The 24,455-nt window shown below is 60.9% G+C and carries 24 protein-coding genes; 6 read left to right on the top strand and 18 right to left on the bottom strand.

Annotated elements, in window-relative coordinates:
- Positions 1 to 13: 13 nt before the first annotated feature.
- The 4 genes from nusA to pip all read right to left on the bottom strand — a co-directional run bounded on the left by nusA (position 14) and on the right by pip (position 4,223).
- A complete protein-coding gene (nusA, locus tag KUW17_RS06410) occupies positions 14 to 1,630 on the bottom strand; it encodes a transcription termination factor NusA (RefSeq protein ID WP_222476930.1) in 1,617 nt (538 codons plus the stop codon).
- Positions 1,630 to 2,220, bottom strand: a complete 591-nt coding sequence (gene rimP / locus KUW17_RS06405; RefSeq protein WP_222476929.1) for a ribosome maturation factor RimP — start codon at positions 2,218 to 2,220, stop codon at positions 1,630 to 1,632. The genes nusA and rimP overlap by 1 nt, the downstream gene beginning before the upstream one ends.
- 180 nt (positions 2,221 to 2,400) lie before the next feature.
- Positions 2,401 to 3,246, bottom strand: a complete 846-nt coding sequence (locus KUW17_RS06400; protein ID WP_222476927.1) for an ABC transporter substrate-binding protein — start codon at positions 3,244 to 3,246, stop codon at positions 2,401 to 2,403.
- Complete coding sequence (gene pip, locus KUW17_RS06395) at positions 3,243 to 4,223, bottom strand: prolyl aminopeptidase (RefSeq protein ID WP_222476919.1); 981 nt, start codon at positions 4,221 to 4,223, stop codon at positions 3,243 to 3,245. Before pip ends, KUW17_RS06400 begins: the two co-directional genes overlap by 4 nt.
- A 50-nt stretch (positions 4,224 to 4,273) precedes the next feature.
- Between pip and ubiG the strand changes: the two genes are divergently transcribed.
- Complete coding sequence (gene ubiG / locus KUW17_RS06390) at positions 4,274 to 5,020, top strand: bifunctional 2-polyprenyl-6-hydroxyphenol methylase/3-demethylubiquinol 3-O-methyltransferase UbiG (protein ID WP_222476917.1); 747 nt, start codon at positions 4,274 to 4,276, stop codon at positions 5,018 to 5,020.
- A gap of 306 nt (positions 5,021 to 5,326) precedes the next feature.
- Here the strand turns inward: ubiG and KUW17_RS06385 are convergent, their stop codons facing one another.
- The 4 genes from KUW17_RS06385 to KUW17_RS06370 form a co-directional block, all read right to left on the bottom strand.
- Positions 5,327 to 5,767: a MarR family winged helix-turn-helix transcriptional regulator gene (locus KUW17_RS06385; RefSeq protein ID WP_019295272.1), complete on the bottom strand. Its 441-nt coding sequence runs from the start codon at positions 5,765 to 5,767 to the stop codon at positions 5,327 to 5,329.
- Positions 5,767 to 6,597 (bottom strand): carbon-nitrogen hydrolase family protein, encoded by an 831-nt coding sequence (locus KUW17_RS06380; RefSeq protein WP_222476915.1) that lies wholly within the window; start codon positions 6,595 to 6,597, stop codon positions 5,767 to 5,769. The genes KUW17_RS06385 and KUW17_RS06380 overlap by 1 nt, the downstream gene beginning before the upstream one ends.
- Positions 6,598 to 6,612: 15 nt before the next feature.
- Positions 6,613 to 6,870 (bottom strand): glutaredoxin 3, encoded by a 258-nt coding sequence (grxC, locus tag KUW17_RS06375; protein WP_222476913.1) that lies wholly within the window; start codon positions 6,868 to 6,870, stop codon positions 6,613 to 6,615.
- 82 nt (positions 6,871 to 6,952) lie between these two features.
- On the bottom strand, positions 6,953 to 7,681 hold the full coding sequence (locus KUW17_RS06370; protein WP_222476912.1) for a ComF family protein: 729 nt from the start codon (positions 7,679 to 7,681) through the stop codon (positions 6,953 to 6,955).
- 13 nt (positions 7,682 to 7,694) lie between these two features.
- Here KUW17_RS06370 and KUW17_RS06365 point away from each other — a divergent pair, with 13 nt between their 5' ends.
- The 3 genes from KUW17_RS06365 (at position 7,695) to KUW17_RS06355 (ending at position 12,762) form a co-directional block, all read left to right on the top strand.
- The gene (locus tag KUW17_RS06365; RefSeq protein WP_222476911.1) at positions 7,695 to 8,510 is read left to right on the top strand and encodes a methyltransferase domain-containing protein; all 816 of its coding nucleotides are present in this window, start codon (positions 7,695 to 7,697) and stop codon (positions 8,508 to 8,510) included.
- A gap of 111 nt (positions 8,511 to 8,621) precedes the next feature.
- Complete coding sequence (gene hemH / locus KUW17_RS06360) at positions 8,622 to 9,683, top strand: ferrochelatase (RefSeq protein ID WP_222476910.1); 1,062 nt, start codon at positions 8,622 to 8,624, stop codon at positions 9,681 to 9,683.
- Between the two features lie 70 nt (positions 9,684 to 9,753).
- Entirely contained in the window at positions 9,754 to 12,762 is a 3,009-nt protein-coding gene (locus KUW17_RS06355; RefSeq protein ID WP_222476909.1) for an aminotransferase class III-fold pyridoxal phosphate-dependent enzyme, read from the top strand.
- A gap of 77 nt (positions 12,763 to 12,839) precedes the next feature.
- On the opposite strand, the gene KUW17_RS06350 is transcribed toward KUW17_RS06355, so the two are convergent.
- A complete protein-coding gene (locus KUW17_RS06350; protein ID WP_222476908.1) occupies positions 12,840 to 13,022 on the bottom strand; it encodes a hypothetical protein in 183 nt (60 codons plus the stop codon).
- Positions 13,023 to 13,160: 138 nt separating this feature from the next.
- Positions 13,161 to 13,778, bottom strand: coding sequence for a L,D-transpeptidase (locus tag KUW17_RS06345; RefSeq protein ID WP_222477544.1), 618 nt, complete (start codon positions 13,776 to 13,778; stop codon positions 13,161 to 13,163).
- Between the two features lie 170 nt (positions 13,779 to 13,948).
- Here KUW17_RS06345 and KUW17_RS06340 point away from each other — a divergent pair, with 170 nt between their 5' ends.
- The gene (locus tag KUW17_RS06340; RefSeq protein WP_222476907.1) at positions 13,949 to 14,431 is read left to right on the top strand and encodes a CAP domain-containing protein; all 483 of its coding nucleotides are present in this window, start codon (positions 13,949 to 13,951) and stop codon (positions 14,429 to 14,431) included.
- Between the two features lie 113 nt (positions 14,432 to 14,544).
- On the opposite strand, the gene KUW17_RS06335 is transcribed toward KUW17_RS06340, so the two are convergent.
- From KUW17_RS06335 to KUW17_RS06300, 8 genes are all read right to left on the bottom strand, one after another.
- Positions 14,545 to 15,072 carry a murein L,D-transpeptidase family protein gene (locus KUW17_RS06335; protein ID WP_222476906.1) on the bottom strand — a complete coding sequence of 176 codons (528 nt, stop codon included), beginning with the start codon at positions 15,070 to 15,072 and terminating at the stop codon, positions 14,545 to 14,547.
- Between the two features lie 66 nt (positions 15,073 to 15,138).
- Positions 15,139 to 15,948, bottom strand: a complete 810-nt coding sequence (locus KUW17_RS06330) for an ion transporter (protein WP_222476905.1) — start codon at positions 15,946 to 15,948, stop codon at positions 15,139 to 15,141.
- Between the two features lies 1 nt (position 15,949).
- The gene (locus tag KUW17_RS06325; protein ID WP_222476904.1) at positions 15,950 to 17,197 is read right to left on the bottom strand and encodes a class I SAM-dependent RNA methyltransferase; all 1,248 of its coding nucleotides are present in this window, start codon (positions 17,195 to 17,197) and stop codon (positions 15,950 to 15,952) included.
- Positions 17,198 to 17,251: 54 nt separating this feature from the next.
- Positions 17,252 to 19,099 (bottom strand): ABC transporter ATP-binding protein, encoded by a 1,848-nt coding sequence (locus tag KUW17_RS06320; RefSeq protein WP_222476903.1) that lies wholly within the window; start codon positions 19,097 to 19,099, stop codon positions 17,252 to 17,254.
- Positions 19,096 to 20,934, bottom strand: a complete 1,839-nt coding sequence (locus KUW17_RS06315; protein ID WP_222476902.1) for an ABC transporter ATP-binding protein — start codon at positions 20,932 to 20,934, stop codon at positions 19,096 to 19,098. The genes KUW17_RS06320 and KUW17_RS06315 overlap by 4 nt, the downstream gene beginning before the upstream one ends.
- A gap of 214 nt (positions 20,935 to 21,148) precedes the next feature.
- The gene (locus tag KUW17_RS06310; protein ID WP_222476901.1) at positions 21,149 to 22,300 is read right to left on the bottom strand and encodes a CCA tRNA nucleotidyltransferase; all 1,152 of its coding nucleotides are present in this window, start codon (positions 22,298 to 22,300) and stop codon (positions 21,149 to 21,151) included.
- Positions 22,291 to 22,926: a CoA pyrophosphatase gene (locus KUW17_RS06305; protein ID WP_222476895.1), complete on the bottom strand. Its 636-nt coding sequence runs from the start codon at positions 22,924 to 22,926 to the stop codon at positions 22,291 to 22,293. The genes KUW17_RS06310 and KUW17_RS06305 overlap by 10 nt, the downstream gene beginning before the upstream one ends.
- The gene (locus tag KUW17_RS06300; protein ID WP_222476894.1) at positions 22,901 to 23,887 is read right to left on the bottom strand and encodes an Hsp33 family molecular chaperone HslO; all 987 of its coding nucleotides are present in this window, start codon (positions 23,885 to 23,887) and stop codon (positions 22,901 to 22,903) included. Before KUW17_RS06300 ends, KUW17_RS06305 begins: the two co-directional genes overlap by 26 nt.
- A gap of 77 nt (positions 23,888 to 23,964) precedes the next feature.
- Between KUW17_RS06300 and KUW17_RS06295 the strand changes: the two genes are divergently transcribed.
- Entirely contained in the window at positions 23,965 to 24,408 is a 444-nt protein-coding gene (locus KUW17_RS06295; RefSeq protein WP_222476893.1) for an NUDIX hydrolase, read from the top strand.
- Positions 24,409 to 24,455 lie beyond the last annotated feature (47 nt).

Here is a 24,455-nt window from a genome sequence, read left to right as displayed (position 1 = left end):
ACGAAGCCCCGGTTCAGGCTTCGCCTTCCTCTTCACCAGCTTCTTCGCCTTCAGCCGCTTCGGCTTCCAGCTCCGCCGGATCCACCCAGCCCAGCATGATGCGGGCGGTCATCACCAGATCCTGCGCTTCTTCCAGGGACACGCCAAAAGGTTCCAGGATGCCATCATCCTTGACCCGTTCGCCGCCATCGGTGGTCCAGCCGCCGGCCAGTTCCCAGTCCGCGCAGGTGGCGAAGTCTTCCAGCGATTTCACGCCGTCCTTGGCCAGCGCCTCGACCATCTGAGGGGTCAGGCCCTCAAACTGGATCAGGCTGTCTTCGGCACCCAGTTCACGGGCCGCATCCAGCGCCGCCTTGGCCTGGGCTTCCAGGTAGTCGCGGGCGCGGGCCTGCAGTTCCTCAGCAGTACCTTCGTCGACACCATCGATGACCAGCAGCTCGTCCAGCTCAACATAAGCAACCTCTTCGAGGTTGGTGAAACCTTCGGACACCAGCAGCTGGGCAAAGAACTCGTCCAGATCCAGGGTTTCCATGAACAGCTTGGTCCGTGCCTCGAATTCCTTCTGGCGGCGGGCCGATTCTTCTTCCTCGGTCATGATATCAATGTCGAGACCGGTCAGCTGCGACGCCAGGCGCACGTTCTGGCCGCGGCGGCCGATGGCCAGGCTCAGCTGCTCTTCCGGAACCACGACCTCGATCTTCCCGGCTTCCTCGTCTAGGACCACCTTGGACACTTCTGCAGGCTGCAGCGCGTTCACCAGGAAAGTCGGCTGATCTTCGTTCCACGGGATGATGTCGATCTTCTCGCCCTGCAGCTCGTTCACCACGGCCTGCACGCGGGAGCCTCGCATACCCACACAGGCGCCGACCGGATCGATCGAGCCGTCGTAGGAGATAACGGCAATCTTGGCGCGCGAACCGGGATCGCGGGCAACGGCCTTGATCTCGATGATGCCATCGTAGATTTCCGGCACTTCCATCTTGAACAGCTCGGCCATGAATTCCGGCGCAGTACGCGACAGGAAGATCTGCGGGCCGCGCGGTTCGCGGCGCACATCCTTGATATAGCAGCGCACACGGTCGTTCGGGCGGTAGCTTTCGCGGCCGATCTTCTCGTTGCGGCGAAGGATCGCTTCGCCGGCGCCCACATCGACGATGACGTTGCCGTATTCTTCGCGCTTGACCAGGCCATTGATGATGGTGCCTGCGCGGTCCTTGAATTCTTCGTACTGGCGGTCGCGCTCTGCTTCGCGGACCTTCTGCAGGATCACCTGCTTGGCCGACTGGGCGGCGATCCGGCCCATCTCAACCGGCGGCACTTCTTCGACGAAGGTCTGGCCCACTTCAGGGTCCGCCATGTATTGGCGCGCCTGCTCGACGGTCATCTCGGCCTGGTAGTTTTCTAGCTCATCATCGGCCACGACGGTGCGCACGCGGGTAAAGGTGGCGCGGCCGGTCTTGCGGTCGATCGAGACGCGGATGTCCATCTCGGCGCCATAGCGGCTTTTGGCCGCACGGGCGAGGCTCTCTTCCATCGCCTCAATCACCAGACCGGGGTCGATCATCTTTTCGCGCGCCACGGCCTCGGCGGTTTGCAACAGCTCCAGCTGGTTTGCAGAGGTGATAGCCATTACTTGTTCTCCTCTTCGGACTCTTCGGTCTCGATTTCGTCGAATGCGTCTTCGTTCAGCGTGCCGGCCTCTTTGCGCTGGCGTAGCATTTCCTTGATCAGATCATCAGTCAGGACCAGCTTGGCGTCGCTCAGCCAGTCGAATTTCAGACCAATGGTCACGGTTTCGCCCTGATCGTCGATGTTGATCAGAACTTCATCCTCTTCAGTGCCCGCCAGTTCGCCCTTGAAGCGACGGCGGCCGCCGACCATCTCGGCGGTTTCCAGCTTGGCCTCGTAGCCTTCGAACATCTCGAAGTCCTTCAGCCGGGTCAGCGGCCGGTCGATGCCGGGGCTGGAGACCTCCAGCGCATAGGCATCGATGATCGGATCCTCGACGTCCAGCACCGCGCTCACGGCGTTCGAAATTTCGGCGCAGTCATCCACCTCGATGCCGCCATCCGGCTTGTCCGCCATGATCTGCAGCGTGGTCGCCTTACCAGACATCAGCCGGATTCGCACCAGCTCATATCCCAGATCCTCGATCACCGGGGTGACGATCTCGGCCAGGCGCCGGTCGATGGCAGCTTTGGCAATCAGGTCGTTGGTCATCAGACCTCCACTTGGGGCGTGCAGACAAAGGCCTGCAAACACAAAAAAACGGGCGCGCGGCCCGTCGAATTTCCCGGTGGAGCCTTGAGCCAGAGGTTCAACGCGCCGCTGTTGTCAAAGGCATATAGGGGGAATTGGGGAAAACTGCAAGGCTTGTGTTTTCACCGGCTCCGAGGGGGCCTACGCTCGCCACCAGCGTTCAGCGATACGGCCATCGTCCAGCGGTGCGCGCTGCCCAACTTTGCGCGGAATGCCGACATCGTGGCGGGCGGCCAATGCCATATCCCTGGAGGAAGGATAGTACAGGAACTCCCCGCGCTTCAGCAGGCCCCGCGGCTCCGGCAGGGCAGCCACATCGACATAGCCGTCGCGCAGCGCCTCGGCCCGGACTGCAGAGTCCGGGATCACGATAATATCAATCGTATCCGCCCAGCCAGCAACGCCAGCCTTGTAATGGCCGGGCACTTTCGCTGCGCGGAAATGACGGTCCTCCTGAGCACGTTCAACCCGGTAACATCCGGTCCCCACTGCATCAGTCAGCGGCACGGGAAGTTTCCCGCCCGGGGCAATCAGCTGATCCGCATTGGCCAGCAGATAGGGAAGATGCGGGTTGGGCTGCGCAAGTTCCAGCAGCAGCTGATGGCCACCCAGCGCAGTGACGGACCGCACATCTGCACCGGTCACGCCAAGCGCGTTGAGCGAGGCCGCGGCATCCGCCGCCGTCAGCGGCGAGCCGTCGTGAAAAGCGACACCGCCGCGCAGATCAAAGGTCCAGGTTCGTGCATCCGGCGCCGATTGCCAGCTGGTTGCCAGCTCCCCGCGCAGCAGCCCGTCAGGCGCGATTTCCGTCAGCGTGTCATAGACCGCGCCGCGGGCAGCCTGCTCCAGCATTCCGCCCTCACGCGGCACTGCCAGGCGCAGCACACCGCCAGCCTTGGGCGACGCATGAACCGACCCCCCAGCTGCCGCCAGCAAGGCTGCAGCAGCACCCGAGGTGAACAGCGCACGGCGGTCGATGCGCGTCATGGCACAAGCTCTCCTGCGATCCGGTCCATCGCCCGGACCAGCTCTGCGCTGATTCCCGGCTCCGACAGAGCATGGCCCGCATTGCGCACCATCTTCAACTCCGCATTTGGCCACAGCTCGTTGAGGCGCCAGGCGGAGGACGGCGGGCAGATCATGTCATAGCGGCCCTGCACGATCACACCCGGAATATGGGAAATACGCCCCATATTGGCGAGAATCTGACCATCGTAGTCTAGGAACCCGCCGCTGCTGAAATAGTGATTCTCCAGCCGGGCAAAGGCACGAGCGTAATCGCCAGGGCTTTCTCCGCTGTGGCCATTGGAATGCACCGAAGCCAGCGCGTTTTCCCAAGCCGACCAGGCCCGGCCATAGCGCACTTCCTCGTCCAAGTTTCCGGAGAACAGCCGTTTCTTGTAGGCAGCGATCATATCGCCCCGCTCCGCATCGGGAATCAGCGAGACGAACTTGGCCCAGGTCTCTGGCCAGAACTTGCCCGCGCCGCCACCATAGAACCAGTCCAGCTCAGCCTTAGTCATCAGGAAAACGCCGCGCAGGATGATCTGGTGCACCCGGTTTGGATGGGTCTGGGCATAGATAAGCGCCAGTGTCGCCCCCCAGCTGCCCCCGAACAGGATCCACGAGTCGATTCCCAGCTGCGAGCGGATAAGCTCCATGTCGGACACCAGGTGCCAGGTGGTATTGTTCTCGCAGGACGCATAGGGGCGCGACCGGCCGCAGCCGCGCTGGTCGAACAGGATGATTCGATAAACATGCGGATCGAAATAGCGCCGCATAGCCGGGCTGCTGCCGCCCCCGGGGCCGCCGTGGCATACGATCACCGGAATGCCGTTGGGATTGCCGCTTTGCTCCGCATAGATACGGTGGCCCTGGCCTGCGTCGATCATACGCTGGTCAAAAGGCTCAACCGGCGGGTAAAGATAATGCACAGCGCGCTTTTGGTCCGGGTATCTATCCATTACTGACCTTAGTGAAACGTCAGACTACAAAAGAGCACACGGAGACAGGAATGCAAGCGCCTCAATCCACGGTCGACCCTGCGGAAATCGCCAAATTCGAAGCGATGGCGGCGGAGTGGTGGGATCCGAACGGCAAGTTCAAGCCCCTGCATATGCTGAACCCGTGCCGTCTCGACTACATCACCAGCCAGATCGCTGGCGAATTCGGCCGCGACCTCAGGTCACAGCGCCCGTTTGAGGGGCTGCGGCTTCTGGATATCGGCTGCGGCGGCGGGCTGCTGAGCGAGCCGATGGCGCGGCTGGGCGCCACCGTCATCGGCGCGGATGCAGCCGAAGGAAACCTGCCGGTGGCCCGCATTCATGCCGAGCAATCCGGGCTGGAAATAGATTACCGCCACACCACCGCGGAAGCGCTGGCCGAGGCAGGCGAACAATTCGACGTTGTGCTGAACATGGAAGTAGTAGAGCATGTCGCCGATCCGCTCAGCTACCTGACGGCCACGCAGCAGCTTCTGAAACCCGGCGGCTTAGAGATCTGCTCAACCATCAACCGCAACCCCAAGAGCTTTGCGATGGCAATTGTCGGGGCCGAGGTGATCATGCGCTGGCTGCCGCGCGGCACCCATGAATGGTCCAAGTTCATCACCCCCGACGAACTGTTCGAGCTGCTGCGCAACGCCGGGCTGAAACCGGTGGATCGCAAAGGATTTGTCTTCAACCCGATCACTTGGAACTGGTCGATCTCCGAGCGCGACCTGTCGGTCAACTACGTGACTGCCAGCGTGAAACCTGGCTGAGAAATCGGCCCGTGATGCCTGATCACGACAGCGGCTTATCCGAAAGGATAGGGAGTAATCCCTATGCACACTTTGTCGGCTAAGACCGGCTTGCTATCGTCAGATAGCGGATTTGGAATGTTTTCCGCTCCGCAAACGGGCGCAAGCCCAACAACCAAGTGAATGCTTGCCACTTTTAAACGGGTGGGTCCGCCCAAAGGTTACCGGGACCGCCACTCACGGACCGATGGGGAAGAAAGGCGCCTGCTTGCAGGTGTCTTTCTTTTTTGAAAGGTGTCCGCGCTTGGCCGAGTGCGGCCGTTTGGATCAGCCGCTCTCTTCCAGCTTGCCTCGGAGTTCCCGCAAAATCGGGAGGGTGGCCCGGACCCTGTCGCTGCCCAACTCCCCGACAACTTCGGAAATGACCGGGATGATCCCGGCCAGCGCCGCATCACGGGCCTGTTTTCCTGCCGGACTGATCGCCACCATTTTGCGCCGCGCATCGTCCCAATCGGGACGCACATGGATATAGCCAGCCACTTCCAGCTTGTTCAGGGTGTTGGTCATGGCGCCGCGTGTCACATGGAACGCTTTGGCCAGTTGCGCAGGCGACCTTTCAAGCCCGGCACGTGCCAAATGGTTCAGCACAGAGAAATGCGACAGTTCCATTCCCTTGGGCAGCACTTTGCTGAGACGTGACCGGGCCAGCTGGTCAGCCATCAAAATCTCGCTGAACAGCGATACTGCCAGGGAATGGGTCTCGTCCATCAGGGTCCGTCGAACTCCCGGTCATGGGTCAAAGAAGGCACACGTTTGCGTGCTTCTGCCACTTTTTCGAAGTCGAGATCAACGTAAGTCACGCCTGGTTCCTGACCCGCATCTGCCAGAACTTCGCCCCACGGGGCGACGGCCAGCGAATGGCCAAAGGTCGTGCGGCTGGGACCGCGGGACGCCGGGTGCCTTCCGGTCTGCGCAGGCGCCAGCACGAAACAGCCGGTCTCGATCGCCCGGGCGCGCAACAGCGAATGCCAATGCGCGGCACCAGTCACATAGGAAAAAGCGGCCGGCACGGTGATGATCTGCGCGCCGCCCTTGGCCAGCACCCGGTGCAGATGCGGGAAGCGCACGTCATAACAGATGGTCATGCCGATTTTGGCAAACGGCGTGTCTGCCACAACCGCCTTGGCGCCCGGACGGTATCCGTCGGATTCGCGGTAGGTTTCCTCCGGTGTAACCTCGACATCGAACATGTGGATCTTGTCATAACGCGCCTTGATTTCTCCTTGCGGTGAAATCAGGAACTGGCGGTTGGCAAAGCGGCCGTCATCATCATGGGTCTTTATCCCCAACGATCCGAGCAGCAGCCACACCCCATGCCTGGCTGCTTCTTCCTGCAAGGCCGCCAGAGTTGGATCATCTTCCTCGTGGCACAGCACACCATTCTGATGCGTCCGGCTGCCTGACAGGCAATTGGTGACCTCCGGCGTTAGTACAAACCCGGCACCGCCGCGCACAGCTTCCGCCATCATTGCCTTCACTGTTTCCAGGTTTTCGGCCGGAAGATCAGTGGATGTCATCTGAAGCAAAGCTGTACGCATGTCGATTCTCCGGGCTCAGGCCGCAAGCAGCGGGTCCAGCTTGCCCGCCTGCTCAAGCGCGTAAAGATCATCACAGCCACCGACGTGGGTATCGCCGATGAAGATCTGCGGCACCGTGCGGCCGCCATTGGCGCGCTGGATCATTTCCGCTTTGCGATCCGGCTGCGCCAGCACGTTAATTTCCGAAAATGTAACACCTTTCTGGTTCAGCAGCCGCTTGGCAGCGTGGCAGAAGCCGCAGAGCGGCGAGGTGTAGATTTCGACCGGTTTCATTCAGGACCCCATATTCTGGTTTCGAAGGTTGTGGAGGAATTGGGCATTCATTGCAACAATTGCCAGTGGCCGACCCGCGGCCTCACGCTTGCGTGACCCGGGCCAGAACCGCCACCCTCACTTCTGCCGCACCCGCTTGCAGGCAGGCATCGGTGCAGGCGCTGAGCGTGGCGCCAGACGTCATCACATCATCCACGATCAGCACGGCCCGCCCTTTGATCCTTGCCTTCCGGCCTCGCGGGACAGTTATGGCAGAGCCCAGGATCTGAAAGCGCTGATCCCGCGTTTTCCCCTCCAGCGCCGGTGTTCGCCGAGCGCGTCTTAGCAGGTCCGGGCAATGCTCCAGCCCCGCGCGCCGGGCCAGCACCCCCGCCAGCAAGGCGGATTGATTGTACTTGCGCTTCAGCAGCCGGGTCCAATGCAGCGGCACCGGGCAGACCAGCGGATGACCGTCCAGCAGCTGTTCAGAAGCCCTTTGCAGCCAGCCGGCGGCCGTGTCGGCAATTTCCGTGCGGTCCCCATGCTTAAAGGCCAGCACCAGCCTGCGGCCCTGCCCCTCATAAAGCAGTGCAGACCGCCCCTGGTTCCAAGGCCGCGGATGGCGCATGCAGCTGTCGCATTCTAGCCGAAACCCGTCCGCCTCCCCAGGCAGCGGGACACCGCAGCCTTCGCAAACTGTGCCGCTTATGAAATGCATGCCCGACCAGCAGTCGGCGCAAAGACCGAAGTCGCTGCCAACCAGCCCGCCGCAGCCCAGGCATTGTGCAGGGTAGATCAGTGAAACAGCGGTTTGAATCCGGGCCGTCAGCATCTAAATAGCCCCCATGACACAAGCACCCACGCAGCTTTTCGACCGCCGCGCCCTGGAAGCCCGCCGTTCACGCCGGCAGCCGGATGCCCTGTTCCTGCACCAGATGGCACGGGACGAGGCAGAGGATCGCCTAAGCCTGGTTAACAGAACCTTTACAGCCCCGGCTGTGGTCTGTCCCTTTCCGGAGGTTTGGGAAGGATCTCTGCCAGGCGCGAAGATCGTGGAAGATCAGGATGTGCTGGCGCTGGAGGAAGGTGCCCATGATGTGGTGATCCACGCCATGTGCCTGCATTGGGCCAATGATCCTGTCGGCCAGTTGATCCAATGCCGCCGTGCTCTGAAGGAGGACGGTTTGCTGCTGGTGATCACGCTGGGCGGCCAGACCCTGCACGAACTGCGCGCAGCCATGGCGGAAGCCGAAACCGTGGTGCTGGGCGGCCTCTCGCCACGGGTTGCGCCAATGGGAGAGATTCGCGAACTGGGCGGCTTGCTGCAGCGTGCGGGCTTTGCCCTGCCGGTTGCCGACCTGGTGCCGCTCACTGCCGAATACCGCGACCTGACCCATTTGATACACGACCTGCGCGGCATGGGGGAAACCAACGCCCTTGCCCAGCGCCTGAAACGCCCGGCGCCGCGCGGCCTGTTCCAACTGGCCGATCACATTTACCGGGAGCATTTCGCCAACGCCGAGGGCCGCCTGCCCGCCACCTTCGAACTTGTCTGCCTGACCGGCTGGTCGCCTTCGGACAGCCAGCAGAAGCCGCTGCGCCCGGGGTCAGCCCAAATGCGCCTGGCGGATGCGCTGAAAGTGCCGGAGACCAAACTTTGAACCCGGTCAGTTTCCGCTATAACTGCGCCAATGTGATCCAATTGGCCTTCTGCCCGTAAAGACAGTAACTTGCCTTCGTTCAACGAACTCTCAATCCCACAGGACCTGCCCATGCTGGACGCCGCCCGGACCGCCAAATGCCCTGCCCACGCCCCTGCCGATCACCCGAAGATCCCGGCGGAGAAGGTCGGCATCCTGCTGGCCAACCTAGGCACACCGGATGACTACTCCTACTGGCCGATGCGCCGGTATCTGAATGAGTTCCTGTCCGACAAGCGGGTCATCGACTACCCGTCCTGGAAGTGGCAGCCGCTACTGCAGCTGGTCATCCTGACCAAACGCCCGTTCTCCTCAGGTGCGGCCTATAAATCGATCTGGAACCACGACAAGGGCGAAAGCCCGCTGATGACCATTACCAAGGACCAGACCGCCAAGATGGCCGCGGCGATGAAGGCCCGTTACGGCGATCAGGTGATGGTCGATTTCTGCATGCGTTACGGCAATCCCTCCACCAAGTCCAAGGTGCGATCGATGGTGGATGCCGGCTGTCAAAAGATCCTGTTTGTGCCGCTGTACCCTCAGTACGCCGGCGCCACGTCGGGCACAGCCAACGACCAGTTCTTCCGTGCATTGATGGAAGAGCCCTGGCAGCCCGCCGCCCGCACCATCGCGCCGTATTTTGATCAGCCCGCCTATATCGACGCTTTGTCACGGTCGGTGGAAGAAGCCTATGCCAAAGCCGAGAAACGCCCGGATATTCTGGTGGTTTCCTACCATGGGATGCCAAAGCGGTATCTGGTGCAGGGTGACCCCTATCACTGCCAGTGCCAAAAAACGACGCGGCTGCTTAAGGAGCGGCTTGGTTGGGACGACACCCAGATTACCAGCACTTTCCAGTCGGTATTCGGGCCCGAGGAATGGCTGAAACCCTACACGGTTGATCACGTCGCCACGCTGGCCAAGGAAGGCAAGAAGAGCATCGCAGTGATTGCTCCGGCCTTCTCGGCGGACTGCATCGAGACGCTGGAAGAAATCAACGAAGAGATCCGCGAGAGCTTTGAGCACGCAGGCGGAGAAGACTTCCTTTATATCCCCTGTCTCAATGACGATGACGATCACGTTGCGGCACTGGCAGGCGTGATTGAGGAAAACCTGAAAGGCTGGCTGGACTAACCCTCCGCCTCAGTCCAAAAAGTATCCAATATTCAATTTCCGGACCTGCCGGAACACGGGGAGATATTGGATGACGCTTGCGCATTGGGCAGCTGCACTCCGGGAGCATTGGGGAATTGAGGCGGAGCTGACTCGCCTGGATGGGGAGTACGACCTGAACTTCCTGGCCAAAGGGCTGGATGGCCAAGGCTATATCCTCAAGGCTATGCGCCCCGGCTGCGAGGAGTGGCTGGTCGATATGCAGGTGAAGGCATTCGAGCATATCGCAGAGCGGCAGCCGGACCTGCCCTGTCCGCGGGTCATTGCCTCTGCCACCGGAAAATCTTTGCTGACCCTGCCGGACGAGGAAGGTCAAGACCGCCTGGTCTGGCTGCTGAACCAACTGCCGGGGCGCTGCTACGCCAAGACAGAGCCCAAAAGCGATGCGCTGATCCGTGAGATCGGTGAGGTTCTGGGCGGCTCGGCCAAGGCACTGAAAAATTTCCAGCACGAAGGGATGACGCGCGACTTCAAATGGGATCTGATGCGCGCAGGCTGGATCCAGGACCAGCTTTCCTGCGTCACGGATCCCGCGCGCCGGGCGATCTTGGAACAGATTTCAGCGGAATTTACTGGATTAGAGCCTGATCTGACAGCGTTGCCCGCGCAAGCCATCCACAATGATGCCAACGATTATAACATCATGGTGGCAGGTGTTTTGAACGAGCCGCGCCGGGTGTCCGGCCTGATCGACTTGGGCGACATGTGTGCTGCGCCGCGGATCTGCGATCTGGCAATAGCCGCGGCTTACATCGTTCTGGACCACCCGGCGCCGGAGGCCGCACTTGCGTCACTGGTCGCGGGTTACCACAACATCTACCCGCTCACCGCTGCCGAAGTGGACATGGTCTGGCCGCTGCTGCGGATGCGTCTGGCGGTCAGCGTGGTGAACTCCACCCTGATGGCCGCGGAAAACCCGGATGATCCGTATGTCACCATCTCCCAGGCGCCGGCCTGGCGGTTCCTGGAAGGCAATAAACTGCACGGCGGTCTGCTGACGGCCCGCCTGCGGGCCGCGTGCGGCCTGCCGGTGGTCGAGGGCGCAGACCGCGTAATGGCCTGGCTGGAACACGAACGCGGCAGCTTTGCCCCGCTAATGGGCTATGACCTGAATGACGCCCCGATGGGCTCGCTGTCGGTCGAAAACTCCACATGGCCGCAGAATCCCTTCAATATGCCTTTGGAGGAAGCCGCTCGGGTTGGCGGCGAATTCGAGGACAACGGACGTGTATGGCTTGGCTACTACCACGAACCACGTCTGATCTATACCGATAGCGCCTTCCGAAAGGGACCGTTCAAATCAAGCAACCGCCGCACCGTGCACCTGGCCGTTGACGCCTTTGCTCCGGCGGGCACGCCAATGTTTGCGCCATTGCGCGGCGAGGTCTTTGCCGCCGAATTCCGCAGCGGGCATCTGGACTACGGCGGCGTGATTATCCTACGTCATGAAACACCCGATGGAGATTCGTTCTACACCCTTTACGGCCACCTGGACCCGGAGTTTCTGGACCGTCTGAAGCCGGGCGACACGGTGGAAAAAGGCGAAGAGTTCTGCCGCCTGGGCGATCCTGGCCAGAACGGGGGCTGGGCGCCGCATGTGCATTTCCAGGTCGCGCTCAGCACCGAGGGAATCGAAACCGATTGGCCAGGCGTCGGGGATCCTGACGAAATGTACCTTTGGTGCGCGCTCTGCCCGAACCCGGCTGCCCTGCTGAACCTGCCGGATGAAAAGGTCCGGTATTATCCCACGAGCAAGGAAGACGTGCTTGCCGGGCGCCGTACCCATTTCGGCGGCAACCTCAGCCTCACCTACAGGGATCCGGTGATGCTGGTACGCGGCTGGAAACACCATTTGTTTGACGAATGGGGACGGCCGTATCTGGACGCGTATAACAACGTGCCGCATGTAGGACATGCGCACCCGCGTATCCAGGCTGTTGCGGCAGACCAGCTGAAGCGGATGAACTCAAACACCCGCTATCTGCACCCGGCACAGACCGCCTTTGCCGAGAAGGTGCTGTCCAAGCTGCCTGATCGTCTCGAGGTCTGCTTCTTTGTAAACTCGGGCACCGAGGCCAATGAGCTTGCCCTGCGCCTGGCCCGCGCCCATACCGGATCCAAAGGCATGGTGACGCCCGATCACGGCTATCATGGCAACACCACTGGCGCGATCAGCATTTCCGCCTACAAGTTCAACAAGCCCGGAGGAGTTGGACAGGCAGACTGGGTTGAGCTGGTCGAAGTAGCCGACGATTACCGCGGCTCCTTCCGCCGCGATGATCCTGACCGGGCGCAGAAATTTGCCAACCTTGTGGATCCGGCAATTGAACGCCTACAGAAGAAAGGCAATGGCGTTGCTGGATTCATCGCGGAAACCTTTCCCTCAGTTGGCGGGCAAGTCATTCCGCCCAAGGGGTATCTGCCTGCGGTTTATAAGAAAATCCGCGCCGCAGGCGGAGTTTGCATTGCTGACGAGGTGCAAACCGGCCTTGGCCGCCTGGGAGACTTCTATTTCGGCTTCGAACATCAGGGAGCAGTTCCTGACATAGTGGTCATGGGCAAGCCGATCGGCAATGGCCACCCCTTGGGCGTGCTGGTGACAACTAGGGAAATCGCCGACAGTTTCGATAACGGGATCGAGTTCTTTTCCACCTTCGGCGGCTCGACCCTATCCTGCCGGATTGGCAAGGAAGTGCTGGATATTGTCGATAATGAAGGGCTGCAGGAAAACGCCCGCGTTCAGGGTGGCAGGCTGATGGCAGGCCTGAAAGCGCTGGAGCAGAAATATGCCTGCGTCGGCGATGTCCGCGGCATGGGTCTGTTTCTGGGTCTCGAACTGATCAACACGGATGGCTCTGAAGCCACGGAAATCTGCTCCTACATCAAGAATAGGATGCGTGATTACCGGATTCTGATCGGCAGCGAGGGCTCAAAGGACAACATTCTGAAAATCCGCCCGCCCCTGACCATCGAATCAGACGACACAGACGTGATAGTCCGCACTCTGGACACTATCCTTCAAGAGGTGGAGGCGGCTTGACCGCCCTGCCATTTCACATTCGGGCAACAAAAAAGGCGGTGGGAAACCACCGCCTTTTCTGTAACCGTTTTTCGAAATTAGTTCGATGCAACAGCTACGCCGACCAGGACCAGCAGCAGCAGCGGCAGCAGGATGCCGCTGGAAGAGCCCTGAGCTTCTTCAACGATGACCGGCGGTTCAACAACCGGCTCAGCCAGGTTGCCAGCGGTTGCAGTCGAAGCAGCAGCGGTCAGCGCAGCAGCGATAACGAGTTTTTTCATGTTAACCTCCAGAATTTGCGCGGATCAAACATCTGAACCGCGCACCCAAGACTTACCTCGTATTTTTTTCTAACCAGCAAAAACGCGGGATTGCAATTGCTTGTTATAGTTAACAGCTTAGCGCCCAGCCGCGTGTCGTCAAATTAGCAACACCTGTGTGCCAACTTTTGCCAGACTGAACAGTTCAGCGATATGTTCGTTGTAAAGACCGATGCACCCGTTGGAAGATTTGCGGCCGATCTTGCGCGTGTCGTGGGTTCCGTGGATGCGGTAATACTTCCACCCAAGGTACAGCGCATGGGTGCCCAGCGGATTGTCCGGGCCGGGCGGAATATATGCAGGCCATTCCGGATTGCGCTTGCGCATGTTCGGAGTAGGCGCCCAGCCGGGTCCTTCGACCTTGCGAACGACTTGGGTGCGGCCACGGCGGGTCAGATCATCTGACAGCGGCACCGAAGAGGGGAACAGCTTGTAGGTGCTCTGGTCATGCGACCAGTAATGCAAAGCCCGGCTGTCAATGTCGACCAGAATCGCCCCGTTGTGCAGATTGTCGAAATACGGCCTCCAGGACTTCGCGCGGAAAGCTGAAATATTTCGCTGAACCGGCGGTTCCGGTTCCGGCGGCGGGCGCAGCGGATCGAAGGCCTGCTGCGTCACGTCACTGTCGTCCTGCGCCAATGCGGGAGAGGAAATCAGAGCGGCACTGCCGGCAAGAAACTGCCGCCGGCTGAAGGTTTCAAAGGGGTTTCTGGACATCACTCTTTCCAACTTGCGCATTCAGGATCCTAGATTGCGGCATTTTATGGCCGGAAAGCCGCAGTCGCAAATCAATCCGGGCGGGAGGCCTGCATATTTCTGCCGGTCCGTTTGCACCCCTGCCACAGGAAGGATAAATGCATCAGCAACTGATGGAGCGAGAGAGCATTATGAATCGCGTTTTTCTGCTGGTGGCTGCTGCACTTCTCACGGTGGCGGCTGCGTGTACGCCTTCAACCGAATCCGGCGGCTCCTACCGCATCAGGAATGCGGACAAAGTGCAGATCCGGATGCTCGACTCGGTCAATGCGCTGCGCCAGGCCTCCGGTGCGCAGGCCGTTCAGCTGAACGCGGAACTGAACGCAGCGGCTGCCACCCATTCCCGTGACATGTCGGTGCAAAACCGTCCTTGGCATTTCGGCTCCGACGGTTCTTCGCCGCTGGACCGGGTCGCCCGTGCGGGCTATGTCGGCACTCTGCTAGGGGAAAATATCTCCGAAACCTACGAGAACGAGCAGCAGACGCTGGCCGCCTGGCTTGAAAGGCCCGCAACCCGCGCAGTGATCCTCGATCCCAAGGCAGTGAACATGGGCTTCTCCTGGTTCCAGGAGCCGAACGGCAAGATCTGGTGGACGCTGGTGATGGCAAACTGAGCAGCGGCGCCGTGCGGCCGCACGGCTCTGTTCCCAAGCCCGGCTGTGTCTACACAGCTCTGCGGAGCGATCGCAGCCGCTGCAGAACTGTTCCTTACACCCGTTCCTTCTGATCAGGGCCGCAGCGCGATGGCAGTGCCATCCTGCACCATGGCATAGATCTCTTCTATTTCTTCGTTGGTCACGGCGATGCAACCGGCGGTCCAATCGTCAACCCGTGCTGCGCGCTTGCGCTCTTTGGGGTTGTTAGGCTGCCCGTGGATGAAAATCTCGCCGCCCGGCCGCTTTCCACTGGCCTGCGCATGGGCACGGTCCTGGCTGTTCGGATAAGAGATACCAACCGACAGGTGGTAACGGCTGTTGGGGTTACGGCGATCGACTACGTAAGTGCCTTCGGGTGTCTTGCCATCGCCTTCGAACTGCTTGGGCCCAAGCGGTGCAAAGCCGAGATCAACTGTGTACTCCCTCAGGATTTCGTCATCATGCATCAGGTACAGCTTCCGCGCACCCTTGTTGATCACAATCGACGTGACCTGCGGACCATCATACGCCCGGAATCTGCTCACCGATCCGCCTGTGGTGCTGCAACCCGCCAGCGCAAGGCTAGCGGCAGCACCGATGCCAAATGCCCTTCTGTTCATTGTCCCAGCCTGTATTTTGTTTTTGCCTCTATTCAGGCTTTAGCGCGAATTGGCTGTTAAGGAAATTCACAATTTCCTGTCTTGGGCCGCCTGATTGGACAGCTTCTGCTCGATGGCCTCCAGCCTGCTCAGAACCTCGTCCCGGTAAGCATCCGTGCGTTCGCCTTCTTCCTCGCCATGCGCATCCTGCATGGAATTGACGATCAGGCCGACCAGCAGGTTCACCACCGCAAATGTGGTGACCATGATGAAGGGCACAAAGAAGGCCCAGGCATGCGGATGAACCTCCATCACGGGCCGAACGATCCCCATCGACCAGCTCTCAAGTGTCATGATCTGGAACAGCGAATAGGCACTGAGCCCGAGGTCGCCGAACCATTCGGGAAAGTCCTGGCCAAACAGCTTGGTGGCAATCACCGAGCCGATATAGAAAATGATCGCCATCAGCAGAAACACCGACCCCATTCCGGGCAGCGCGGTGATGAACCCCTCGACCACCCGGCGCAGGCGCGGTGCAACCGAAATCACCCGCAGCACCCGCAGAATACGCAACGAGCGCAGCACCGACAGCCCCTGAGTGCCTGGCGCCAGCGCAATACCGACAATCACGAAATCAAACACATTCCAGCCGCTCATGAAGAACCGCAGACGCCGGACAAAGAGCTTGGCCAGGATTTCGACAACAAAAATCGACAGGCAGGTTTTGTCGATCAGGTGAATAAGCCCACCCACCTTCGCCATGACTGACGGCGCCGTCTCCAGACCCAGGGTGACGGCATTGACAAGAATGACAGCGGTGATGAAGCGGCCAAATCGGCTGCTGTCCAGAATGGCTTCCAGGCGGCGGGTCGGTGTCATCACATAGGTATCCGTCATGTCAGTCTTTCAGGGTAAATCTTGCAGCCAGTTCGGTATGGGCCGACCATCGGAACTGGTCAACAACCTGAACCCAGTCAAGGCTGTAGCCCGCCCCGGCAAGCACCTTTGCGTCGCGGGCAAAGCTGACCGGATTGCAGGACACATAGGCGATCACTGGGGTGCGCGCCTTGGCAAGCTGCGCGACCTGCGCCTCTGCTCCGGCCCGCGGCGGGTCGATCACCGCAGCCTCAAAGGCGGCGCCAAAGGGATTGAGGTCTTCCGGCAGCAGCGGATTGCGGAACAGGTCGCGGGCTTCGGTGGTAACTTTTTTCAAGCCCTTTGCCTTTCGCCAGCCGGCATCCAGGGCCTTCACCATATCCCGCTCACCCTCCACCGCATGCACTTCCGCCATTTGCGCCAAGGGCAATGCAAATGTGCCGCAGCCGGCAAACAGGTCCACGATGCGCTTGGCGCCTTTGGTTGCCTCCAGAACGGCGGCAAGCAGGGCTGCCTCGCCTTCGCGGGTTGCCTGCAGAAAAGCCCCCGGCGGCGGGCAGACATGCGCCGCGCCAAAGGGCTGCACGGGCGGCTGCTCCATCGCGACGGGCTCATCCTCCCAGGTCAGTCGTGCAATTCTGTGTTTCTCGGCCAGCTGCGCCAGTTCTATCCGCAAAGGGCCATCCAGCGGTTTTCCGTTGCGGACGAGCATATCAAGGCCGGCATCCGAAGTGGTGACCGTCACTGCCAGCGGCGTTTTCCGGCTGGCACCCGCCAGGGCCAGCGCTTCGGCCACCGGAATGGCCGACAGCAGCTCTGGCTCCAACAGCTGGCAGTCCGGGATCTCGGTGATCACATCAGACGCCTGACCATGAAAACCGACCATCGCCCCTTTCTTGGTGCGCCGTACCGCCAGCGTCGCGCGGCGGCGGGAGCGAGGCGGCGAAGTCAGGATCGGGCGGAACTCCGTCTCCAGACCTTGCGCAGTCAGCGCATTGCGCACCACATCTGTCTTCCACTCTGCCACAAAAGCATCGCTGGCGTGCTGCAACTGGCAGCCGCCGCAGGATTTATAGTGGCGGCAGGGCGGCTGCACCCTGTGTTCCGAGGGGGTCTGAATACGGATCTGGGTCAAACGGCTGCCCTCGGCAATACCGCTGACGATCTCACCCGGCAGGGTCCGCGGGGCAAACAGGGGGCCATCGGCCACGCCATCCCCCTGATGGCCCAGCCGGCTGATCGTTGCTGTGGTTCTGGCTGCGTCAGTCATGGCCGCTCATTACCCCGGCAAAACGGTCAGCAAAAGCAAAATGCGCCGGGAGCTTTATTCAGCTGCTGCCGTCCGCTCATCGTCGGTGCAGATGAAACCGCCCGACTGGCGGGCCCAGAAGGAAGCATAAAGGCCGCCCTTTGCCAGCAGCTGCGCATGGCTGCCGCTTTCGGCTATCCGGCCCTTTTCCATCACGATAATGCGGTCCATCTCGCTGAGCGTCGACAGGCGGTGCGCGATGGCCAGCACTGTCTTGCCTTCCATCACCCGGTGCAAAGCGGCCTGGATCGACGCTTCAACCTCCGAATCCAGGGCGGACGTCGCCTCATCCAGCACAAGGATCGGTGCGTCCTTGAGAATGGCGCGAGCCAAGGCAATCCGCTGCCGCTGCCCGCCGGACAGCTTCACCCCGCGTTCGCCAAGGTAGGCATCATACCCGGTGCGGCCCTGGCCGTCCTCCAGTTCGCTAATGAAGCCGTGCGCTTCGGCCTTCCTAGCCGCAGCTGTCAGTTCAGCCTCAGTTGCATCCGGCCGCCCGTACAGGATATTCTCCCGCGCGGACCGGTTGAACATAGCAGTTTCCTGCGTGACCATGCCGATCTGGCTGCGCAGGGAGTTCTGGGTAACATCCGAGATTTCCTGCCCGTCAATCAGAATGCGCCCGTTTTCTTCGTCATAGAGCCTGAGCAGGAGCGAAACGAGTGTCGATTTTCCGGCCCCTGATGCCCCGACAATGCCCAGTTTCTCGCCTGAATTGATCCGCAGGCTGATCCCCTGCACCCCGCCCACATCGCGGCCATAGGCAAATTCCACCTGGTCAAACTCAATTTCACCTTCAGTGACGCGAAGAGCTTTGGCGCCCGGCGCATCTTCGACCCTGTCGCGGACAGACAGGGTCTTCATGCCGTTTTCGATCTCGCCCACGTTGGAGTAGATCGCCATCAGCGTGAAACTGACCCAGCCGGTCATCTGCGCAATGCGGATCGAGACGGCACCTGCAGCAACGATGTCGCCTTCTGTTGCTGTGGCGAACTGCCACAGGAACAGCGTCGCACCTATTAGCAGCACCGGAAGAACGCCAGCTAGGCACATGAGGCAAAACCGGAAGCTGGCGGAAAGATAGCCGAAATGCAGCGACCTCTCGCGAAACGCAACCATAGCGTCCTGGGCCGTGCGCTCCTCGTGGTCGGCATGTGCAAACAGCTTCACCGTCTTGATATTGGTGATCGAGTCCACAACCTGCCCGGTCACCATTGCCCGTGCGCCCGCCCGTTTTCCGGACCGTTTGCGGATGCGCGGCAAGAACCAGCGGATCAGCGCGAAATAGGCCACCAGCCAGACCACGAACACACCAGTGACGCGCCAGTCAATAGAGCCTAACAAAGCCAAAGACCCAGCCAGAGAGGCCAGAGCAAAGGCCACCACGTTGATCATCTCAGTCGTGACCGACGTGACTGCCGTCGCCGTTTGCATCTGTTTCTGAGCAATACGGCCCGCAAAATCATCGTCAAAGAACCGCACCGACTGCCCCAGCGTCCAACGGTTCAGCCGCGACAGCACCAGCGGGTTCACATTAGGCTGCACGATGATCGCATTGGACGCCGCCGACAGGCCAAACAGCACCGGGCGCACAAACAGGAAGAAGCACAGCGCCAGCGCAATGACAGCCGTATTGCCAGCAGAGAAAAACTGCCCCGGCCCGCTGGCAATTGCCGTGTCGATCACCATGCCCAGGATGAAGGCCGTACCTGCCTCCATCCCGCCAGCCAGCGCAGAAAACGCCGCTGCCAGCAGCAGCATCGGCCAGGCGCCTTCCAGGCACCAGCGCAGGAAGGCCCCCAGCTTTTGCGGCGGCGGACCCTTAGCCGGGCGGAAGGCGTCGATCAGATTGCCTATGTTCATTCTGCTGCCTCGATGTTCAGGAAGCCTCCGGACTGGCGCGCCCAGAGCTGTGCATACAGCCCCTGCGCCTGCAATAGCGCCTCATGCGAGCCTTCTTCTACTATACGGCCCTGATCCATCACCAGGATACGGTCCATCTGCGCGATGGTGGACAGCCGGTGTGCAATTGCGATCACCGTTTTCCCCTGCATCATTCCGTACAGAGTCTCCTGAATTGCCGCTTCCACTTCGGAATCCAGCGCTGACGTCGCCTCGTCCAGCACCAGGATCGGCGCATCTTTCAGGATCACGCGCGCCAAAGTCACCCGCTGGCGCTGTCCGCCGGACAGTTTCACCCCGCGCTCCCCCACATGGGCGTCATACCCCGTGCGGCCCTGCGGATCCTCAAGGTCCAGAATGAACTCATGCGCCTGCGCCTGTTTGGCGGCAGCAATCATCTGCTCCTCGGTTGCATCCGGACGGCCGTACAGAAGGTTGTCTCGCACCGAGCGGTGCATCAGCGCGCTGTCCTGCTGCACCATGCCGATGCGGCTGCGCAAGCTATCCTGAGTGACACAACGGATATCCTGGCCGTCGATCAAGATCTGACCGCGCTCGGCGTCATAGAACCGCAGAAGCAGTTTCACCAGGGTCGATTTGCCGGCACCTGAGCGCCCGATCAGCCCAATCTTCTCTCCGGGCTGGATGGTGAGGCTGATCTTGTCCAGCCCGCCAGCCTCGCGCCCGTAATGGTGCGAGAGATTTCTCAGTTCGATTTCTCCCTTTGTCAGCTGCAGCGGTTCCGCATTGGCCGCATCCACCAGATCGATCGGCTGCGCGATGGTTTCCATCCCTTCGGCCACAACGCCCAACTGGCGGAAGAAGGACGTCAGCGCCCACATGATCCATCCCGTCATCGCGTTCAGACGCAAGGTCAGTGCTGTTGCCGCGGCGACCAGCCCGACCGATGCGGAACCCTGCATCCACAGCATCACTGCCCAGCCCACCACGCCGACAATCAGCAGCCCGTTCAGCGTGACCAGCGTGGCGTCCATGATGGTAAAGATCCGCATCTCTGTCTGAAACGTTTTGCGGGTATTCTCAATCGCATCCCGCGCATAGGTCAGTTCCCGGTTGTGATGGGCAAACATTTTGACTGAGTGAATGTTCGAATAGCTGTCGACAACACGCCCCGTCACGGTGGAACGCGCATCGGAAGACGCCTGGCTGGCAGGGCCAACCCGTTTGACGGTCCACATCACAAGCATCGCATAAAGCGCAAACCACACCGCCAGCGGCAGCATCAGCCGCACGTCCGCGACCCACAGCAGAACCGCCGCCCCGGCCAGATAGGCCAGCGAAAAAGTGATGGCATCAAAGACCTGAAAGATTACCTCCCCCGCGGCAGGCGGGGTTTGCATGATCCGGTTGGCAATCCTGCCGGCAAAGTCGTTCTCGAACCAGCCCACCGACTGGCGCAGCACGTGCTTGTGCGCCCGCCAGCGGATCAATGTGCCGTAGTTCGGCAGGATGGCGTTGTTCAGAAGCACAACATCCAGGAACTGGATCAGCGGCCGCAATAACAGGATGAACAGAGCAACCAGGATCAGCTCTGTGCCGTGATTTTCCCAAACTTGCGCCGGCGTCCCGGCCATCAGGTCCACAACCCGGCCCATGTAATAGATCAGGCCCACCTCGATCGCGGCGACAATCACCGACATCAGCGCGGTCAGCACAAAGATCTTTTTGAATGGCTTGGAGTAGTCGCGCAGGAACGGCCACAGACGCGTCGGCGGCGTGTTGGTTTCCGGATAGGCGCAATAAGGGTCAATTAGGTTTTCAAAAAAGCGAAACATGCGGGTGCTCCAGAAGTTCGAGCAAATCGGAATACAGATGAAGACAGCGGGCCGCCCAAGGCTCCCACGTCACACGGGGCAAGGTCTCAGGCGTTAGAGAAACCAGATCCCGTAATACATCAGCATTCCTCCGTCATGTGGTGGCTGCCTTATGGGTACGCAAGATTTGCCGTTTTGTCACCCCCCAAGGTTGTGACGCTGCTGACATCCCTTGTCAGCGCAAGGAGTCCAGCAGTTCCCCGCGGCTAAGGCTGAAACCCGACGCAATCCAGTCGGCTTCCATTTTTTTCAACGCCGCGCCCAGCTCCGGCCCCTTCAAATCCGGCAAAAGATCCCGCGCTTTCACCGGGAGCTTGGCATTGGCGCCCAGCTCAATATCAGTCTCTAAACTTAGGGAAAGCGGCTGTTCCAGCAGGGCAGCGCGCAGCAGAAGCGCATCCAGCGCTTTCTCCGCACCCAACCGGTACCCCAGCTCCCCTGCCCCCGCAGTACCAACGGCCGCTTCCCGGATTGCTTCCAGATGAGAGGCCTGAGCCTTGCTCAGCCGCAGCGCCTTCTGCAGATCCTCCCCGCCCAGCGCGGCAAGACGGCGGATGCCGGAGGCCACCCGGCCTGTCTCCAGGTGAATCAGCGGCGCAAGGGAACGGTCATCGGCCCCAGGCAGAATCTGTCCCAGGACGCCAGCCTGCTGCATTGCTGCAACCGAGGGCGCCGGATCGGGTGCTGCGAGCAGTTTCAACAGCTCCGCCCCCACGCGCTCTTTGGACAGCGAGACCAGCCCGTCCAGGTTGGCTGCAATCGCTGCCAGCGCATCCGCGTCGAAACCCTCTGCGTGATCGCCGTACCAGGCATGAAAGCGGAAATATCGCAAACTGCGCAGGTAATCTTCGCGGATCCGGTTTTCCGCAGTGCCGATAAAGCGCACCCGGCGCCGGGTGAGGTCCGCCAGACCGCCCAGCGGGTCGACGACTTCGCCATCCGGGCGGGCATAGATCGCATTCATTGTGAAATCGCGGCGGTGGGCATCCTCGGCGATATCGGTGGAATATGCCACCACGGCCCGGCGGCCATCGGTCGCTACATCCTTGCGGAAGGTGGTGATCTCATGCGGGATGCCGTTTTTGACGAGGGTCACGGTGCCGTGGTCGATCCCGGTCGGCACCGCCTTGATACCGGCACGGGCAGCCAGCTCCATCACCTGCTCCGGCCGCGCATCGGTGGCGATGTCCATATCTGAGACCGGTTCACCCAGCAGTGAATTGCGCACGCAGCCGCCGACAAACAGCACCTGCGCCCCATCCGCAGTGACAGCCTCGCACACCGCCTGAGTCGCCCGGTCCTTCAACCAAGGCTGATCTATCCGCATTTTTGCTCCATCCGTGCCGCAAGCCCGCGCAGCATACGCGCGGTGGCGCCCCAGATATAGTAGGGGCCATAGGGCACGGTATAATAGCGGCGCCGGGTGCCGCGCCAGCGGCGGGATTCGATGATGTAGTTCTTAAGAGCCAGAACATGGTCCAGAGGCACGGAAAACACTTCCGCCACCTCACCGGCTTCCGGCCGCGCGGCAAAGTTTTCCTGGATCAGCGCAACAACCGGGGTCACTGCAAACCCGGTTACCGTTTCATGCTCCGGCAGGCAGCCGATGATCCTGGGCATATCCGGCGGCAGGCCGATCTCCTCCCAGGCTTCCCGCAGCGCTGCGGCACAGGCATCCTTGTCGCCCGCATCCACCTTGCCGCCAGGAAAGGCGATCTGCCCCGGATGGTGCTTCAGCGCCGAAGAGCGCTTGGTCAGAATCAGCCGTGGCGAGCCGGAAGCAATGGAAACCGGGACCAGCACACCGGCAGGGCGCAGCTTGCGCCCCTGCGGCAGCACGGTGCCGGGATTGAGATCAAAATCGGACGAGCCGCTGCCCTGGCGGTTTAGGGCGGCGGCAATCCGGTCCGTCAGATCCTGGTTAGGTTCACTCACTGGGTGGGTTTTCCGCATCAAAGCCTACGCTCGACGGATCCAGGTCGTAATGCGCTCCGCAGAACTGGCAATCGGCTGTCACCCGGCCGTCGTCGGTGGTCATCTTCTCGATGTCCTTGACCGAATAGATCGACAGGCTTTGCCGCACGCGGTCCTCTGAACAGGTACAGCCAAACCGCACCGGCTGGGTATCGTAGACCCGCGGTTGTTCCTCGTGAAACAACCGGATCAGCAGATCCGTCGGCGTGACTGACGGGCCGATCAGTTCCAGTTCCTCCACCGTGCTCAGCAGCGTGGTGGCCCGGTTCCAGTTCTCTTCCTCGTCCCCGGACATCAGGTCGCTGGCCTGCAGGACATCCCCCGTCCCTTCACTCTGTGCCGCAAAGGGGGAGGCTTTCGGCATACTTTGCAGCATTACACCGCCCGCGCGCCAATGCTCCGCCACGCCCGGTTCCGCCGACTTGCCGAAGCTCATCTTGAACATGGTCGGCAATTGTTCGGACTGCGCGAAATAGGCCTCTGCACACGCGCTCAGCGATTCGCCGGACAGCGGTGTGATCCCTTGGTAGGGCTGGGTGCCGTTGCCCTGGTCAATCAGAATGGCAAAATAGCCTTCGCCCACTTGGTCAAAGGGGTTGCAGTCTGTCAGACGGTCGCGGTCAAAACTGGCATAGGCGCGGATCTGGCCGATCTCACCTTCCTTTTGCGGCGCGTAGTAGTCGGTTGCAATCATCCGCACCGCACCCTTGGACTGCACCTGCAGCGACAGTTTCCAGCGCAGCGCCACCGTCTGGCCGATCAGCGCCGTCAGCAGAGCCATCTCCGCAACCAGCGCCTCAACCACGGGCGGGTAGTCATGCTGTTTCAGGATGCCGTCCAGAACGCCGTCCAGCCGCGCAACGCGGCCGCGCATATCCGATGCATCAAGCTGGAAGGGCAGGACGGTGTCGTCCCACGCGATTTTCGAACCAAGAGTCATGGGGTTTCCTTACGCGCCGGGTGTTGGCATACCGGGGCTATATAGGAGAAACGACAGCAGAGTGAAGGGGCCGGCCCGTGATCAGACGATTTGGCGACACGCCTCAGAAGGACCAGCACTACCAGGTTCGTCCCGGCGCCTATGCGCTGCTGCCCCGCGACGGCAAGCTTTTGATCACCTGCCAGTATGATCCTCATCCCGATTTGCAGCTGCCCGGCGGCGGCATCGATCCGGGCGAGTCGCCAATCCCTGCGCTGCACCGCGAGGTCTATGAGGAAACCGGCTGGAGAATATCCACCCCGCGCAAGCTGGGAGTGTTCCGGCGGTTTGCCTATATGCCGGAATACGATCTTTGGGCTGAAAAGCTGTGCCACATCTACGTGGCCCGCCCGCTGCGCCGGATCGGCCCGCCTGCCGAAGAAGGGCATGAGGCGCTGTGGATCGACCCACAGATTGCTGCGCACCGGCTGGGCAATGCCGGCGACCGCCATTTCGCGGCGCAGCTCGCAGCGCGCATGTAGCAGCTCCAGTCAAACATTGCCGCAGACGCAAAAAGCCCGGCTGCAGC

Origin of the sequence: Leisingera aquaemixtae (assembly GCF_019801145.1) — a bacterium.
In the GTDB taxonomy this organism is placed as follows: domain Bacteria; phylum Pseudomonadota; class Alphaproteobacteria; order Rhodobacterales; family Rhodobacteraceae; genus Leisingera; species Leisingera aquaemixtae_A.
Note: the sequence above shows the minus strand (reverse complement) of the source record. Positions and strands in the feature narration are given on the sequence as shown.